The sequence below is a fragment of the Pectobacterium sp. S5 genome (assembly GCF_051707265.1).
GTDB lineage: Bacteria > Pseudomonadota > Gammaproteobacteria > Enterobacterales > Enterobacteriaceae > Pectobacterium > Pectobacterium polare.
Genome location: NZ_JAULSZ010000001.1, coordinates 958,460 through 973,959, shown reverse-complemented (window position 1 = coordinate 973,959; position 15,500 = coordinate 958,460). Strand labels below are relative to the sequence as shown.

Sequence of the window (15,500 nt, the reverse complement as noted above, 5' to 3'; positions counted from 1 at the left end):
GATTCAGTGCTCCTCAATATCTTCCGGTTCGAGATCTGGCGGTGCTGACAGCGGTAGCGTGAAGTGGAAAGCTGCACCGCCGCTTTCCGCATTCGTTGCCCAGATACGGCCGCTGTGAATTTCCACAATTGCTCGACAGATCGCCAGCCCCAGACCTACGCCGGGAATGGATGACTCTTTGTGACCACGGGAAAATTTATCAAAAATCATGCTTTCCTGGCCGTGCCCAATCCCCGGACCATTGTCCTGCACGATGATTTCCAAAGCATTTTCCTGCGTAGCGGGCTGAGAGGTTGTGTTCTCTGCAATAAGGCTTGTGGGAATCACGCTCGCCGAAATCTCAATGGTGGCGTGCTCTCCGGCGTACTTCAGCGCATTCTCCAGCAGGTTAATGAACACGCGTTCCATCAGCCCCGCATCACAATAAACCAGAACCATCTCATCAGGTAGATTAACCTGAATGGTGTTTTTCGCCAGTGCGCTTTCCAACTGTTGCAGAGCACTGCCGATGAGTTCCTCCGGCGTTTGCCACTCTTTGCGCAGGTTAAAGCCGTCCGACTGAATGCGCGCCATATCGAGCAGGTTATTCACCAGCCGCGTGGTGTTTAAAATGTGTTGGCGAATCTGGTTGGCCTGCTGAGCATAAGGCGACCCCTCGCTTGCCAGATTTAACGTCAGAATCTCGGCCTGACCAAAAAGGACGGTCAGCGGCGTGCGGAGATCGTGTGAAAGCGCGGCAAGCAGCGAGTTACGCAACTGTTCGCGCTCGGCATCCAGTCGGGCATTTTCCGTACTTTGCATCAGATGCAGACGCTCCAGCGCGTTGGCGATCAGCACGGTAAAGGTTTCCAGCAGGCGCTGCTGTTCGGGGATCATCAACTGCCGAGCGTTATTGGGTTCGATCGCCAACACACCGAAGATTTGCTGCGTGGTGGCGAGCGGCAGGATCTGATACGACACGCCGGGCAGGGTGGATGTTCCCGCTCCGGCCGGTGCGCGATGATCGAAACTCCAACGGGCAATAGCATGATCGACAATCAGCTGCTGGCTGTCTCGTGCAGGCTGCGCAAGTTCGGGCGACGTATGATGCAGGCTATCGGCGAGTAGAACCGCGATTCTGGCCTGAAACGTTGTGCTGAGAAAATGCTGGCTGGCTTCGACAATATCGGCGCTGGACAGGCTGCGGTTCAGCGCCTTGGACATCTCATACAGATGGCGGACGCGCTGCTCGCGATAGCGGGCAACTCTGGCCTGATAGCGCACGCCTGCGGTTAGATTACCGACCAGCAGGCCGACGCCGAGCATCACGGCAAACGTGACTAGATATTGGGCATCCGATACGGCAAACGTGCCGCGCGGCAGAATAAAGAAGAGATCGAAACTGGCGACGTTGATGACGGCGGCGAACACCGACGGCCAGCGGCCAAAGAAGAGCGCGACGATCACCACGGCCAGCAGATAAATCATCACCAGATTGACCGGCTCCAGCATGGCAAACGGCGACCACGAGGCGAGCAGGGTGATGAAGGCACACAGCAGCGTGGCGAGCCCGCAGCCAAACAGCTGCATACGCCATTTCTCTACCAGCCCACGGGCATCAGGCGTTTTAATCGGTGCGGCTGGCGCATCATCCTGCACGGCCACGACGACCAGATCGAGATCCGGCCCCAGCCTGCCGAGCCGTTCGGCAAAACGCGTGCGCCACCACCAACCGAAGCGCTGTTCCACATGGCGACCAATAACGATTTTGCCGAGGTTATGCTCACGCGCATAGCGCAGGACGGCAAGCTCTTCGTCGGGTTCAGATAGCGTAACCGTTTCTGCCCCTAAATCCTGTGCCAGCTTGAGCGCCCGTAAGATGGCGCGCCGCTGCGGTTCGGGCAAGCGGTGCAGACGCGGCGTTTCGACATAAACGGCGTGCCAGGCGCTGCCCAACCGTGCCGCCAGTCGTGCCGCCGTTCGCACCAGCTTTTCATTGCCCGTGCCGTGGCCGATGCATAACAGAATGGCATCGCGCGTATGCCAGACCTGTTCACGTCCTTTTCCTGCACGCATAGCGCGCATTTGATCGTCAACCCGATCCGCCATGCGCCGCAGCGCCAGCTCGCGCAGGGCGATCAAATTGCCTTTACGGAAAAAATTCTCGACGGCACGCTCGGCCTGAAGCGGCAGATACACTTTGCCTTCATTCAGGCGCTGGCGCAGATCGTCCGGCGGCAGGTCCACCAGAATAACTTCGCTGGCTTGATCGAATATCGGGTCCGGTACGGTTTCCCGTACCCGAATCCCGGTGACGCCGCCGACCACGTCATTCAGGCTTTCCAGATGCTGAACGTTTACCGTGGTAAAGACATCGATACCGGCATCGAGCAGTTCCTGCACGTCCTGCCAGCGTTTTGGGTGGCGAGAGCCATTTACGTTACTGTGCGCCAGTTCGTCGATCAGAATCAGCGCCGGACAGCGCGCCAGCGCCGCATCCAAATCGAATTCGACAGTATGGCGACCATGATGGCGAAAATGCTTGAGCGGCAGCAGCGGCAAACCCTCCAGCAGGGCGGCGGTTTCGCTACGGCCGTGGGTTTCGACCACACCGACAAGAATATCCAGCCCCTGCGCCCGCAGCCGTTGGGCTTCCTGCAACATGGCATAGGTTTTCCCGACGCCCGCGCAGGCACCAAAAAAGATTTTCAGCTTGCCGCGCAGTGGCGCACCGACCTGAGCCAGCAGGCTATCGGGATCCGGGCGACGATCTTCACCGTCAATCATGTTCTATCCCTTATTGGCGCGGCCTGAACCGTGATCAGACCGCAGATAAAGCGATTTGTGGAACGAAAGCGGTGGTAATGGGTAGATCGTAAAGACGCTGTGAATACGTCCCTGTACGCTCGGCTTGCGCCATCCCTGGCGCAAACGCTTTACTCTTCTATCCCATTACCACCGTTCTGCAGCCTCAGCGGGGTTCCGTATGATGATTATTCCGTATGATAATTAATAGTAACGCACTGTTGGTTAAGGCAGCGGTTTTTCCTTATCCAGCGCCAGATTCAGCAGCAGGACATTGACCGCTGGCTGCCCAATGAACGCAGGCTTACTCGTCTCAGTAAAGCGATCGATCAGTTGCTGTACCTGTTGGAGCGACATCCCTCTGGCCTGCGCGATGTAGAGCGCCTGATAGCGTGCGGCTTCTGGGGAAATCTGCGGATCCAGCCCGCTGCCGGATGCCGTCAACAGTTCAGCAGGCACCGGCTGCTGATTGCCAACTAGCTGATGCCAGCGAGCGGCGCGTTCACCGATCTGTTTGTCCAACGCTGGGTTGCTGGCGGCCAGATTGCTACCGCCGGACGCCAATGCGTTATAAGGCGCATCTGACGTGGCGGACGGACGCCCCTGAAAATAGCCCGCCCGACTGAACGCCTGCCCGATCAGGGACGACCCCACGGCGGTATTCTCGCGATAAATCAGCGAGCCGTTTGCCTGTGCCGGGAACAGCCACTGTGCCAGCACCGTTGTCAGCAGCGGGTAGGCCAGACCGGTCAACAGCAGCAATAACAAGAATAAAAACAATGAAGAACGTAAATAGCGCATACCCGTTAGTCCTTAAGCCAGATTCAGCCCAGTCAGCAACATATCAATCAGCTTGATACCGAGGAACGGCACCAGCAGCCCGCCAAGACCATAAATCCACAGATTGCGGCTTAACTGCGCCGCCGCGCTCATGGGTTGATAGCGAATCCCTTTAAGCGCCAGCGGGATCAGAAACACGATAATCAGCGCATTGAAGATCACCGCCGACAGCATGGCTGAGGTGGGGGAATGCAACTGCATCACGTTGAGCGCATTGAGCTGCGGATAGGTGGCAGCAAAAGCGGCCGGGATAATGGCGAAATACTTCGCCACGTCGTTGGCGATACTGAACGTCGTCAGCGAGCCGCGCGTCATCAGCATCTGCTTACCGATGTGAACGACTTCGATCAGCTTGGTTGGATTGGAGTCCAAATCAACCATGTTGCCCGCTTCTTTTGCTGCCTGCGTACCGGAGTTCATTGCAACCGCGACATCGGCCTGCGCCAGCGCGGGAGCATCGTTCGTGCCGTCGCCCGTCATCGCTACCAGTCGACCTTCGGCCTGATACTGGCGGATCAGCGCCAGCTTGGTTTCCGGCGTTGCTTCCGCCAGAAAATCATCGACGCCGGCTTCTGCGGCAATTGCCGCTGCCGTGAGCGGGTTGTCGCCTGTAATCATCACGGTTTTGATCCCCATACTGCGCAGCTCGGCAAAGCGTTCTTTGATACCGCTTTTCACGATATCTTTCAGTTCCACCACGCCAAGCACGCGCTTGCCTTCTGCGACGACCAGCGGCGTTCCTCCGCTGCGTGCGACGTTGGAGACCGCTTCTTCAACCTGATGCGGGAAGTCACCGTTGTTCGCTTCAATGTAGCGGCGTAGGGCATCGACGGCACCTTTACGAATGGTACGCTGACCAAAATTGACGCCGCTCATGCGTGTCTGAGCAGTAAAAGGAACAAAGGTGGCGTCCAGCGAGCTGAGATCCTGATCTGCCAGATTAAAGCGCTGCTTCGCCAGCACCACGATACTGCGGCCTTCGGGCGTTTCATCCGCCAGAGACGCGAGACGCGCGGCGTCAGCCAGTGCCTGTTCGGTCACACCCGGCGCGGGCAGGAAAGCGGAAGCCTGGCGGTTGCCCAGCGTAATGGTGCCGGTTTTATCCAGCAGCAGAACGTCAATATCGCCCGCCGCTTCGACGGCGCGTCCGCTGGTGGCAATCACGTTAGCCCCCAGCATCCGGCTCATCCCAGCCACGCCGATAGCCGACAGCAGGCCGCCGATGGTGGTGGGGATCAGGCAGACCAGCAGGGCGACAAGTACGGTCACGCCGACAACATCGCCGCTGTTATTTGCCTGTACGCCGAACCAGGAGAACGGGTAGAGCGTGGCCGTTACCAGCAGGAAGATAAGTGTCAGCTCGATCAGCAGAATGGTCAGCGCGATTTCGTTCGGCGTTTTCCGACGCTGTGCGCCTTCGACCATGGCAATCATCCGGTCGAGGAAGGTTTCGCCGGGATTGACGCTGCACTGAATCACCAGCCAGTCGGACAACACGCGTGTGCCGCCGGTGACGGAGGCGAAATCGCCGCCGGACTCGCGGATCACCGGTGCGGATTCCCCGGTGATGGCGCTTTCATCGACGGACGCGCCGCCTTCCAGCACCTCACCGTCGCACGGAATGGTCTCACCCGCGCTCACCAGCACGATATCGCCCTTGCGCAGGCTGTCGGCTGGCACTGATTCCGAGCTGGCATCGTGATGCGGCGCAGCGAGCTTGTTAGCCCAACTGGTTTTTTTGACGCCTTTCAGCGCGTTTGCCTGCGCTTTGCTGCGACCTTCCGCCAGCGCTTCGGCCATGTTGGCGAACAGGACGGTAAACCACAGCCAGAGTGATACCAGCCCGGTAAACATGGCGTTCCCTTCCGTCTTACCCGCCAGAATAGCCAGCCAGACGAGGGTGGTCAGCATACTGCCGAGATACACCACGAACATGACCGGATTACGCCACTGTATGCGCGGGTCGAGTTTCTTCAGCGCATCTTTCAGCGCCGAGCGGATTAACGTTCTATCAAACAGCGCTTGCTGTTTACGTTTGCCAACGTGGCGGGAAGCCTCGTTCTGCTGGGCAGAGGTCGGTTCCTGTGTTGCCTGATGATTCATCGTGTGACGAGTCATAAAAAGTCTCCAGCCTTAGTGAGTCAGGCCGAACTGTAAATGTTCAGCGACTGGCCCTAACGCCAGTGCAGGGATAAACGTCAGTGCGCCAATCAGCAGAACAATGGCGATGAGCATGCCGATAAACAGCGGACTGCGGGTAGACAGTGAGCCTTTGCTTTCCGGCTGGCGCTTTTTCACGACCAGCGAACCGGCGATAGCCAGCACGGGGATCATGACGGCAAAGCGGCCCAGCAGCATGGCGACAGCGAGCAGGACGTTATAGAACGGCGTGTTGACGCTCAGGCCAGCAAACGCGCTGCCGTTGTTGTTCGCGGCGGAGGACAAGGCATAGAGCACTTCGCTAAAGCCGTGTGCGCCGGGATTCAGAATGCCGCTGCGTCCGGCTTCCGTACTCAGTGCCAGCGCCGTGCCGAGCAGCACCAGTGTGGGCGGAATCAGAATCGCCAGCGCCGTCATCTTCATCTCATAGACTTCGATCTTTTTGCCCAGATATTCCGGCGAGCGACCAATCATCAGGCCAGCAATAAAGACGGTCAGAAGGACGAACAGCAGCATGCCGTACAGGCCAGAACCGACACCGCCGAACACCACTTCGCCAATCTGCATCAACCACATGGGAACCATGCCGCCGAGGGCGGTGAAGGAGTCGTGCATCGCGTTTACCGCGCCCGTCGAGGTGGCCGTGGTGACAACCGCATACAGGCTGGACGTCAGAACGCCAAAACGCGTCTCTTTACCTTCCAGGTTTGCGGCGCTGTCCGCGCCTAATGCCAGCAGATGCGGGTTACCGTTGACCTCCATTTTCATCACCACGGCAGCGGCGACGATAAAGATCAGCGCCATCGCCCACAGCAGCGCGTGGCCCTGACGCTTGTCGCTGACGGCTTTACCAAAGGCGAAGCACAGCGCGATAGGGATCAACAGAATCGCCAGCATTTGCACGATGTTGCTCAGCGCGGTCGGGTTTTCAAACGGGTGTGCCGAGTTGGCACCAAAGAAGCCGCCACCGTTGGTGCCCAGCAGCTTAATCGCTTCCTGTGAGGCAACCGGCCCCATCGGCAGCGTTTGGGCTACGCCGTCCAGCGTGGTCAGATGTTGGTAAGGCAGCAGGTTCTGCAACACGCCCTGACTGACAAAAAACAGCGCCAGCAGCAGAGACAGCGGCAGCAGCACATACAGCGTGATACGAAACAGATCGAGCCACGCGTTGCCCAGCGTGTCGACGCAGCGACGGGAGAAGGCGCGGATTAACGCGAAAGCCACCGCAATGCCGCTGGCGGCGGACAGGAAGTTTTGTACCGTTAGGCCAACCATCTGGCTCAGGTAGCTCAGCGTGTTTTCACCGCTGTAAGCCTGCCAGTTGGTGTTGGTGACAAAGCTGATTGCCGTGTTCAACGCCAAATGCCACGACAGCCCCGGCATATTTTCTGGGTTAAGCGGCAGAACCCCCTGCGCCATTAACAGGATAAACAAGACGACAATGCCGATCAGGTTAAGCGTCAGAATAGCCGCCGCATACTGCTGCCAGCGCATCTCCGTCGTATCGAAAGCGAAAAGGCGCGCCGTTCCCGCTTCAAACTTTTGCAGGAACGCACCCGTTTCGCCCTCAATCAGACGGGCCAGTCCGCTGCCCAGCGGCTGAGCGACGATCAGCACGGTAAGCAGCAGACCAAAGATCAGTAAAAAAGCGTCAGCGGCCATCAGAATTCCTCCGCCTTCAACAAGGCATAAACCAGATAGGCCAGTAACAGCAGCACAAGTAGGCCGCCTAAGACGATGCTAAGCGTCACAACACACCTCCAGAACAAAATAGACAGCGTCAGAGTAGGAAAACGCAGGAAAAGAAGGTGCAAATTTCCCGTCTGCGGGCGTAAAAAAAGTATAAAAATGGGATGAAAAATAGGCGGTGGAAGCGATGAGGGCGTTATGGCGTCAGTAAAGCGGTAGGTGGCGCGAAGCGGGTTCTGAGGAAAGGGAATAAAGTGATCCAATCTAAAACCATAAATTAACTAATGGTAAGTTTATTTTTAACGTTTTTGTAACTTAATGACGTGATGGCGAAAAAGTTGGCGATTATTTCATCTTTTACTGGTCAGATGAGTAGTAAACTTTCAGAAAAGGCGGTAAAATTTTAACCAATGTCACAGTTCTTATTTTATCGTTATGAAAAGCGCCGCTGAACAAGGGTGCTTATCCCAGAGGAGGATCGTTATGTCGCTTTATACTACTTATCCCTTGCACCGTATTCTCCTGCGTCGCGCTGCCGTGGTTGCCATCGGCGTGCTGGCGTTACCGGTGATGCTGTTCCGCCGCGATCGGGCGCGTTTTTACAGCTATTTACACCGCGTCTGGCTGAAAACCAGCGATAAGCCGGTCTGGATGGCGCAGTCTGAAGCCGCCGCCTGCGATTTTTATTAAGAGTACCGCGCTAGGTTACCGTTGACTGCTCTGCGCGAGTAGTAGTGAATGTAGTAGTGAATAGTGACGCCAGTACGTTGTGCATACTGACGCCACGAGTTTGAAACATTCAACGGCACTGATTAAGCGTCATTTCCACTAGCGGATCTGGCGCTTATTTTGTTTTCAGCGCATGAAATCGTAACGCCAGCAACATCACCGATAGACTGATAAACACCGCAACGCTTGCCATCGCCATACCATCCCCGACGGAACCTTGCTCGAACTGACGCCAAACGAAAATGGACACCGTTTGCACGCCCGCAGGTGATAGCAAGAGTGACGTCACCAGCTCGCGCGACGCGACAGCAAAAACCAGCATCATCGCTGCCAGCAGGCTGGGGAAGACCAGCGGGAACACAATCAGCCGTAATGCCGCCATTGCGCTAGCGCCGTGAACGCGCGCCGCGGATTCTAGATTACTACCGATTTGCGCCAATGCCGCACTGCTATAGCGGACAGGGTAGGGCAGCAGCAGGCAACTGTATGACAGCAGCAAAATCACCCAGGTGTTATAGGGCGTGATCGGCCAAAAGCTTTGGTTCCAGGCGAGTATCAACCCTACTCCGACAACAATGCCCGGCAGCGCGGCGGGTAGCATCGATAGCCCATCCAACACGGCCGCTCCCCGAATACGCTTGGCGACCACAAACCACGATGCCAAAAAGCCGACCGTACCCGTCAGCAACGCGCTGCCGACAGCCAGTCCCAGACTGGTCGTCAAGGCGGGTAACGCTTCGTTTTCGTAATCAACCAACATGGTGAAGTGCTGCCAGGTTAAATTTTGCCAGGAAATCGCGCTGGAGATGGTGGCAGAAAACGCCGTAATCAGCATGGACGCCAGTGGAATCCCGACGGCCAGCAGCCCGACGGTGCTAAACAGCACTAATACCGGCCAGCGCCATATTCCTAAGGGACGAGTGACAATGGCGGCGGGTTTGCCGGTGGTCGTTTCCACATTGCTACCGGCGACAATCGCTCGCTGTAGGGTAAATGCGCAGAGCGCGATTGCAACTAATAGCAAAGACAGCACTGCTGAACCGGAAAGGTCGATAGGCCAGTCTGCCAGACGTTGCTCGATATTTGTCGTCAGGACCTGAACACCGGCACGCGATCCCAGTGCGGCGGGTATGCCGTATTCTTCGATCGCCAGCGTAAAGGCGAGCAGCAGACTGGCCGCTGTCGCAGGTAGCGACAATGGCAGCGTGACCCGCAGAAATGCCTGCCAGCCGCTGGCACCGTGAACGCGAGCGACATCCGCCAGACGGTTTCCGCTCGCGGCCATACTGCGTGAAACGGCGAAGTAGACGACTGGGAAAATATTCAGCGTCATAACGCCAATCATGCCGGGCAGTGAAAACAGAACCTCACCGAGTTGAATGGGCAATAGCTGTTCCGCATAGCCTCGAGGCTGTAGCGCCAGCATCCACGACAGCCCGGCGATATAAGGCGGGATCAGGAAGGGGATGAGAAACAGTAAATCCCAAAATCTTGCCAGCGGGAGCGCAAAGAGCCCGCGTAACGCACCGAGTGGAATAGCAATGACCGCACAGCACAGAGCAACACCCAGCCCAAGCAGCAGCGTATTTTTCAACAGCGCGAACAAGCGCGCCTGCGCGAAGACGTCCGCGAAGGCCGAGAACGGGTTCGCAAAGGAACCTGAACCCAAATTCGGGAAGATCGCCTGTAGCGCAACGAACAATACGGGAATGCCAACCAGCGTAAAAAGTACCGCCACCGTAAACAGTGGCAGTAAAGCAAACTTGTTCATCTGATACTCCAGCCTTGCTGACGGTCGTCAGCAAGGCATTATCTAGTGTCATACCACTCGAACTATCCGAGGGCTGTCATGACTGAACAGGCTTAGCGCTGACCAAATAAGGTGGCAAAGCGATCGAGAATTGCTGCACGGGACGCTGACGCGCTATCGCCTTCTGGCAGCAATGTCAGGCTCTTAAACAGAGGGCGCTTGGCATCAATATCCTGACGCGCGGGCATCAACCAGGCTTCAGCTACTGCTTTTTGGCCTTCAGGCGACAACATGTAGTTGATGAAGTCTTTTGCCTGCTGTTGGTTTTTGCTGCTTTTCAGGATCATCATCGGGCGAGGAGCAATGACGGTGCCGCTGGAAGGGAAAATGACTTTAATGGATTCGCCAGACTCCATGCTGCCGTAAGAAACGTAATCCACGGCACCAAAAACGGCGGCTTTCGCGCCTTGCAGCACCGGCGTTAATGCCTGGGCGTTCGGGCCGGCGATGATCATACCGTTGGCTTTTAGGCGATCGAACATTTCCCAGGCTTTATCTTTCTCCGCATTTTGCAAACCAATCAGCAGATCGAGTGAGGCACCGGACAGCGCGGGATCTGGCGTGGTGACTTTATCTTTAAATTCAGGCTTGGTGAGGTCGTTCCAGTCTTTGGGTTCTGGCGTGCCGCTCTTGCTGTTCCACACAATGCCCAACGCGGAAATGCCTTGTGCCACATAGAAAGGCGTTTTGAACTGTGCAGGCACGGTGGCCGCATTCGGGCTATCAAATTCCAGCAGCCAGCCGCGTTGCTGCAAATCTGTCGCCGTATCCCAGGAGGCAGAAATCAGGACATCGGCACGTGGGTTGGCCTGCTCGGCTTCCAGTCTGGCCATGACTTTACCGGTTGTTGCCTGAAAAACATCGACTTTCACGCCAGTCTGCTTTTCATAACCTGCTGCCAGTTTCTTTGCCAGTGCTCCCGGTCCGGCGGTGTACAGCGTCAGGGCCTGTGCGCTGCCTGTTACCGCTGCTAATGAGAGAGCTATACCCATAATGATGCCTCGTTGATTCATGGTAAACAGTGTGTTTTTCATTGCATTTTCCCCAAAGTTAAAGAGTGGTGATATCAGTAATGTGGCCTTGCGACATGTGAACAATACGGTGCGCCAGTATGTTGGCTTCGCCTCTGTCGTGGGTGACATACACGGCGGTGGTACCAAGATGGCGCAAGAGCGATGCCATCTCCTGACAAAGCGATTCACGTAGATCCCGGTCAAGATTGGATAGCGGTTCATCGAAGAGCAGGATGTTCGGCTCCGCGATAATGGCGCGCGCCAGTGCGACTCGCTGCTGCTGACCGCCGGATAAATCGGCCGGTTTGCGATCGGCAAACTCAGCCAGACCGACGCGCGCTAGCGTGACGTCAACGCGTTGGCGGCAGAGATCGCGCGGAACCTTTCTCATCAGCAGCGGGAACCCGACGTTTTGTGCAACGGTCATATGTGGCCAAAGCGCGTAGTCTTGAAAGACCATGCCCAGATTGCGCTGCTCTGGCGGCAGGGATAGCTGGTGGCCGGCAACCTGACGATCGCCAAAATGAATGGTGCCCGCGTCCGGCTGTAACAAACCGGCCAGCAGCTTTAGCAACGTGCTTTTGCCGCAGCCGGAAGGCCCCAGCAGGGCCAGAATGGTGCCTTTTGGCACATCGAGGCTGATGGAATCGAGAACCGTTTTGCCTGCAAAAGCGTGGGACAATTTGTCGATCGCAATCGCGGCAGGCGTAGTGAGTTCAGCCGTGGTGGTCATCATCACCTCCGTGCCATAACGGGAGGCGATATCCATTTTGATATCGGTGGAGCGGGCGAGCGCTTTGGGGTTGCCTGGTTAAAGGCCATAGCAAAGCGTCCCGCCAGTAAAGCAGGGGAAAAAACATGGGGTATCCTCTTTGGGACTCTATATCGGAATGGGGATTGTAGTGGGGGAATAAGGCTATTTGATGACAGACGAAACGATATCCGCGATGCACGTTTTGGATATCAATACCGCTCTCAGAGAAAACCGTCTTATTTGATCGACATAATCCATCAATCTCATGATTTATTACTTGATTCTTCGCTGCGACTGCACAGAATCGTGGTGAAATCCGCTATGCTGGTCAGAGGGTTTGCAGAATGCCATCAAGGCAAACCATATATGACAAGCGTAAGGATAAATCATGACGCTCGAACTCATCCCTGTTGGTATCAGCGCCTGTTTGCTCGGTAATCCCGTGCGATTTGATGGCGGACACAAGCGTTTGACGTTTGCCGCTGAACAACTGGCTCCCTATTTTCGTTTTGAACCGGTCTGCCCGGAAATGGCGATTGGTTTACCGGTGCCGCGTCCGGCACTCAGGCTGGTGCGAGAAGGGGAAAGCCATATCACGATGCGTGCCAGCAATGGTTCGCCGCTGGATGTTACCCAGCAGATGACGATGTTTTCCGCTGACAAAGTCAGCCAGCTTCAGCACTTATGCGGTTATATCGTTTGTGCCAAATCGCCGAGCTGCGGTATGGAACGCGTGAAGGTTTACGATGAAGCGCAAAAGGATGCGCGTAAAAGTGGTATCGGCCTGTTTACGCAGGAGCTGATGCGGCAAATGCCCTGGCTACCGGTTGAGGAAGACGGACGCCTGCAAGATCCCGGCTTGCGGGAGAATTTCATTGAGCGCGTTTATGCGTTACACGAGCTGAATCAGCTATGGCAAAACGGGCTGAGCCGTGGCGCGCTGATTGCCTTTCATAGCCGCTATAAACTCCTGCTGCTGGCGCATTCTCAGCCGGAATACCGCGAGCTGGGGCCGTTTGTTGCGGGGATCGATAAGTGGGAATCGCTGGAAGACTACATCGTTGAATACCGGAAGCGGCTAATGAAGCTGTTGTCGAAGCCTGCGACGCGTCGCAATCACACCAATGTGCTGATGCACGTACAGGGCTACTTCCGACGCCAGCTCAATTCTCAGCAGCGACAGGAACTGGCGCAGCTCATCGATCGCTATCGACAGGGCTTGCAGCCGCTACTGGCACCTATCACGTTGCTAAAACATTACATGGCGGAATACCCCGATGCGTATCTGGCTCAGCAGCGTTATTTTGAGCCGTACCCGGAAGCATTACGCCTGCGTTACGGACACTAGTTTGACCGCCCGAGGAATGTTATGAGCACCCATGTAGTCTGGCTACGCAACGACCTGCGCGTTACCGATAATCTGGCGCTGTACGCGGCCTGTCAGGATCCGAACGCCACCGTGCTGGCCGTCTTTATTGCCACGCCTGCGCAGTGGGAAAAGCACGATATGGCACCGCGTCAGGCGGCCTTTCTGCTGGAGAACCTGACGCTGGTGCAGCATGCGCTGGCCGAGAAAGGCATCCCACTGCATTACCACGAATGTGCTGACTTTGCGGCGTCGGTTGACTGGCTGGTACAGTTTTGTGCGCAGCAGCAGGCTACCGATCTTTTCTACCATTATCAGTATGAAATCAACGAGCGCCTGCGTGATAAGCAGGTGAAAGATCGGCTGGCCGATAGCGTGGTTTGTCACGGTTATCATGACAGCCTGTTGCTCCCGCCGGGTAGCGTATTGACGGGTAATGGTGAGATGTACAAAGTGTTTACGCCCTTTCGTCAGGCCTTTATCAAACGCCTGCTGGAGTCGGATACGACCTGCGTACCGGCACCAGACGCGCGCGGTGAGCCGATCAATAACACGGTGGAACTGGCACCGTTTAGCTACCCGCAGCGCGAGGTGGATAGCGACGATTTCCCCAGCGGCGAACGTGCGGCATTACAGCAACTGCGCCGTTTTTGCCGCGAGCAGGTGCAGGATTATGACCAGCAGCGGGATTTTCCGTCGCTGCCCGGCACCAGCAAACTGTCTCCGTATCTGGCGCTTGGGATCGTATCGCCGCGCCAATGCTTTAACCGTCTGCGTGCCGAATGCCCGGAGATGCTGGAACGGCGTGAAGGCGGAGCGTTTACCTGGTTTAACGAGCTGGTCTGGCGTGAGTTTTACCGCCACCTGATTGTGTCCTGGCCGCAGCTGTGTAAACACCGACCGTTCACCGCGTGGACGCAGTGGGTGAAATGGCGGGAATCACCGGAGGATCTAGCCGCCTGGCAGCAGGGGAAAACGGGCTACCCGATCGTGGATGCAGCGATGCGCCAACTGAATGAAACGGGATGGATGCACAATCGCCTGCGTATGATTTGCGCCAGTTTTCTCGTCAAAGATTTACTGATCGACTGGCGCGAAGGCGAACGCTACTTTATGTCGCAACTGCTGGATGGCGATCTGGCGGCGAATAACGGCGGCTGGCAGTGGGCGGCGTCGACCGGCACCGATGCGGCACCTTATTTTCGTATTTTCAATCCGACAACGCAGGGCGAGCGCTTCGACCCTGAAGGTCGGTTTATTCGTCACTGGCTGCCCGAACTGGCCGCCGTGCCGGATAAAGATATTCATCAGCCCCATCGCTGGGCTGACAAACACCACCATCAGCTGAACTATCCGCTGCCAATCGTCGACCATAAAACCGCGCGTCAGAATACGCTGGCGGCGTTTGAGGCGGCTAAAAATATCGGTATGGCGGATAACGATCGAAAAGAGAACAGTAAGTATGCGTAATGTGGAATTGGAAAGAATCATTAACGAGAAATTGAGCACGGCGACGTTTCAGGACTATGCACCGAACGGTTTACAGGTTGAGGGGCGTGCGGACGTAAAACGCATTGTGACGGGCGTAACGGCCTCACAGGCGCTGCTGGATGCGGCGGTAGAAAAGCAGGCCGATGCGATTCTGGTTCATCACGGCTACTTCTGGAAAAACGAACCGCAGATTGTCTGTGGTATGAAGCGTAATCGACTGAAAACGCTGTTGCTCAATGATATCAACCTGTACGGCTATCACTTGCCGTTGGATGCACACCCGGAACTGGGGAATAACGCCCAACTGGCGGCGCTGCTGGAGATTCAGGTTCAGGGCGCGATCGAGCCGCTGGTGCCGTATGGCGAACTGGCGCAGCCTATGACGGCAGACGCTTTTTGCCGCCGTGTAGAAAAACGGCTGGGGCGTAGCGTGCTGCATTGTGGGGATAATGCACCGCAACAGATACAGCGCGTGGCCTGGTGTACCGGCGGCGGTCAGGGCTTTATTGAACAAGCGGCCCGCTTCGGGGTCGATGCGTTTATTACCGGTGAAGTGTCTGAGCAAACGATTCATATCGCACGCGAAATGGGGCTGCACTTCTTTGCTGCCGGGCACCATGCCACCGAACGCGGCGGCATCAAAGCGTTGGGCGAATGGCTGGCGGCACAGCATGGTTTTGATGTGACATTTATTGATATTCCTAACCCTGCGTGAGGGGGCTGAAAGTCCCTTTATCGCACAGGAATGATGTCACATTTTGGATATTGGCATCGTTGTTGCTTCGTTGCTGAGAAGAAAATATATCGGTAAGTAACGCTAATCATTTAGCCATGTTCACCATAACGGATAAAACGCGATTCAGG

Annotated in this window: 12 protein-coding genes; 4 read left to right on the top strand and 8 right to left on the bottom strand. The window is 56.3% G+C overall.

Translation table 11 applies throughout. The features are described from left to right. Positions 1–3: 3 nt before the first annotated feature. The 5 genes from kdpD to kdpF form a co-directional block, all read right to left on the bottom strand. Complete coding sequence (gene kdpD / locus QWJ20_RS04380; RefSeq protein WP_433991956.1) at positions 4–2,766, bottom strand: two-component system sensor histidine kinase KdpD; 2,763 nt, start codon at positions 2,764–2,766, stop codon at positions 4–6. Positions 2,767–3,009: 243 nt separating this feature from the next. Beyond that, positions 3,010–3,585, bottom strand: a complete 576-nt coding sequence (gene kdpC, locus QWJ20_RS04375) for a potassium-transporting ATPase subunit KdpC (protein ID WP_433991955.1) — start codon at positions 3,583–3,585, stop codon at positions 3,010–3,012. 12 nt (positions 3,586–3,597) lie between these two features. Then, on the bottom strand, positions 3,598–5,742 hold the full coding sequence (gene kdpB / locus QWJ20_RS04370) for a potassium-transporting ATPase subunit KdpB (RefSeq protein WP_433991954.1): 2,145 nt from the start codon (positions 5,740–5,742) through the stop codon (positions 3,598–3,600). Positions 5,743–5,757: 15 nt separating this feature from the next. Next, positions 5,758–7,446: a potassium-transporting ATPase subunit KdpA gene (kdpA, locus tag QWJ20_RS04365; protein WP_433991953.1), complete on the bottom strand. Its 1,689-nt coding sequence runs from the start codon at positions 7,444–7,446 to the stop codon at positions 5,758–5,760. Continuing rightward, a complete protein-coding gene (gene kdpF, locus QWJ20_RS04360; protein WP_039290783.1) occupies positions 7,446–7,535 on the bottom strand; it encodes a K(+)-transporting ATPase subunit F in 90 nt (29 codons plus the stop codon). The genes kdpA and kdpF overlap by 1 nt, the downstream gene beginning before the upstream one ends. 421 nt (positions 7,536–7,956) lie before the next feature. Here kdpF and QWJ20_RS04355 point away from each other — a divergent pair, with 421 nt between their 5' ends. After that, entirely contained in the window at positions 7,957–8,163 is a 207-nt protein-coding gene (locus tag QWJ20_RS04355) for a YbfA family protein (RefSeq protein ID WP_010299142.1), read from the top strand. Between the two features lie 154 nt (positions 8,164–8,317). Here the strand turns inward: QWJ20_RS04355 and QWJ20_RS04350 are convergent, their stop codons facing one another. The 3 genes from QWJ20_RS04350 to QWJ20_RS04340 all read right to left on the bottom strand — a co-directional run bounded on the left by QWJ20_RS04350 (position 8,318) and on the right by QWJ20_RS04340 (position 11,794). Beyond that, positions 8,318–9,973 (bottom strand): ABC transporter permease, encoded by a 1,656-nt coding sequence (locus tag QWJ20_RS04350; protein WP_433991952.1) that lies wholly within the window; start codon positions 9,971–9,973, stop codon positions 8,318–8,320. A 92-nt stretch (positions 9,974–10,065) separates the two neighbouring features. Further along, on the bottom strand, positions 10,066–11,046 hold the full coding sequence (locus tag QWJ20_RS04345; protein ID WP_433991951.1) for an ABC transporter substrate-binding protein: 981 nt from the start codon (positions 11,044–11,046) through the stop codon (positions 10,066–10,068). A gap of 16 nt (positions 11,047–11,062) precedes the next feature. Beyond that, positions 11,063–11,794, bottom strand: a complete 732-nt coding sequence (locus QWJ20_RS04340) for an ABC transporter ATP-binding protein (RefSeq protein WP_433991950.1) — start codon at positions 11,792–11,794, stop codon at positions 11,063–11,065. Between the two features lie 373 nt (positions 11,795–12,167). On the opposite strand from QWJ20_RS04340, the gene QWJ20_RS04335 reads away from it, so the two are divergent. Genes QWJ20_RS04335 through QWJ20_RS04325 form a run of 3 tightly spaced genes read left to right on the top strand, consistent with a single transcriptional unit; the run spans position 12,168 to position 15,351 of the window. Continuing rightward, positions 12,168–13,127, top strand: coding sequence for a YbgA family protein (locus QWJ20_RS04335; protein WP_249688045.1), 960 nt, complete (start codon positions 12,168–12,170; stop codon positions 13,125–13,127). A 21-nt stretch (positions 13,128–13,148) separates the two neighbouring features. Next, the gene (phrB, locus tag QWJ20_RS04330; RefSeq protein ID WP_433991949.1) at positions 13,149–14,615 is read left to right on the top strand and encodes a deoxyribodipyrimidine photo-lyase; all 1,467 of its coding nucleotides are present in this window, start codon (positions 13,149–13,151) and stop codon (positions 14,613–14,615) included. Beyond that, complete coding sequence (locus QWJ20_RS04325) at positions 14,608–15,351, top strand: type 2 GTP cyclohydrolase I (protein WP_010284983.1); 744 nt, start codon at positions 14,608–14,610, stop codon at positions 15,349–15,351. The genes phrB and QWJ20_RS04325 overlap by 8 nt, the downstream gene beginning before the upstream one ends. The last annotated feature ends 149 nt before the right edge of the window (positions 15,352–15,500 follow it).

Coding starts and splice junctions, on each gene's coding strand:
- kdpD (WP_433991956.1), bottom strand. CDS start 2,766: ATGATTGACGGTGAAGATCGTCGCCCGGATCCCGATAGCCTGCTGGCT.
- kdpC (WP_433991955.1), bottom strand. CDS start 3,585: ATGCGCTATTTACGTTCTTCATTGTTTTTATTCTTGTTATTGCTGCTG.
- kdpB (WP_433991954.1), bottom strand. CDS start 5,742: ATGACTCGTCACACGATGAATCATCAGGCAACACAGGAACCGACCTCT.
- kdpA (WP_433991953.1), bottom strand. CDS start 7,446: ATGGCCGCTGACGCTTTTTTACTGATCTTTGGTCTGCTGCTTACCGTG.
- QWJ20_RS04355 (WP_010299142.1), top strand. CDS start 7,957: ATGTCGCTTTATACTACTTATCCCTTGCACCGTATTCTCCTGCGTCGC.
- QWJ20_RS04350 (WP_433991952.1), bottom strand. CDS start 9,973: ATGAACAAGTTTGCTTTACTGCCACTGTTTACGGTGGCGGTACTTTTT.
- QWJ20_RS04345 (WP_433991951.1), bottom strand. CDS start 11,046: ATGAAAAACACACTGTTTACCATGAATCAACGAGGCATCATTATGGGT.
- QWJ20_RS04340 (WP_433991950.1), bottom strand. CDS start 11,794: ATGGATATCGCCTCCCGTTATGGCACGGAGGTGATGATGACCACCACG.
- QWJ20_RS04335 (WP_249688045.1), top strand. CDS start 12,168: ATGACGCTCGAACTCATCCCTGTTGGTATCAGCGCCTGTTTGCTCGGT.
- phrB (WP_433991949.1), top strand. CDS start 13,149: ATGAGCACCCATGTAGTCTGGCTACGCAACGACCTGCGCGTTACCGAT.
- QWJ20_RS04325 (WP_010284983.1), top strand. CDS start 14,608: ATGCGTAATGTGGAATTGGAAAGAATCATTAACGAGAAATTGAGCACG.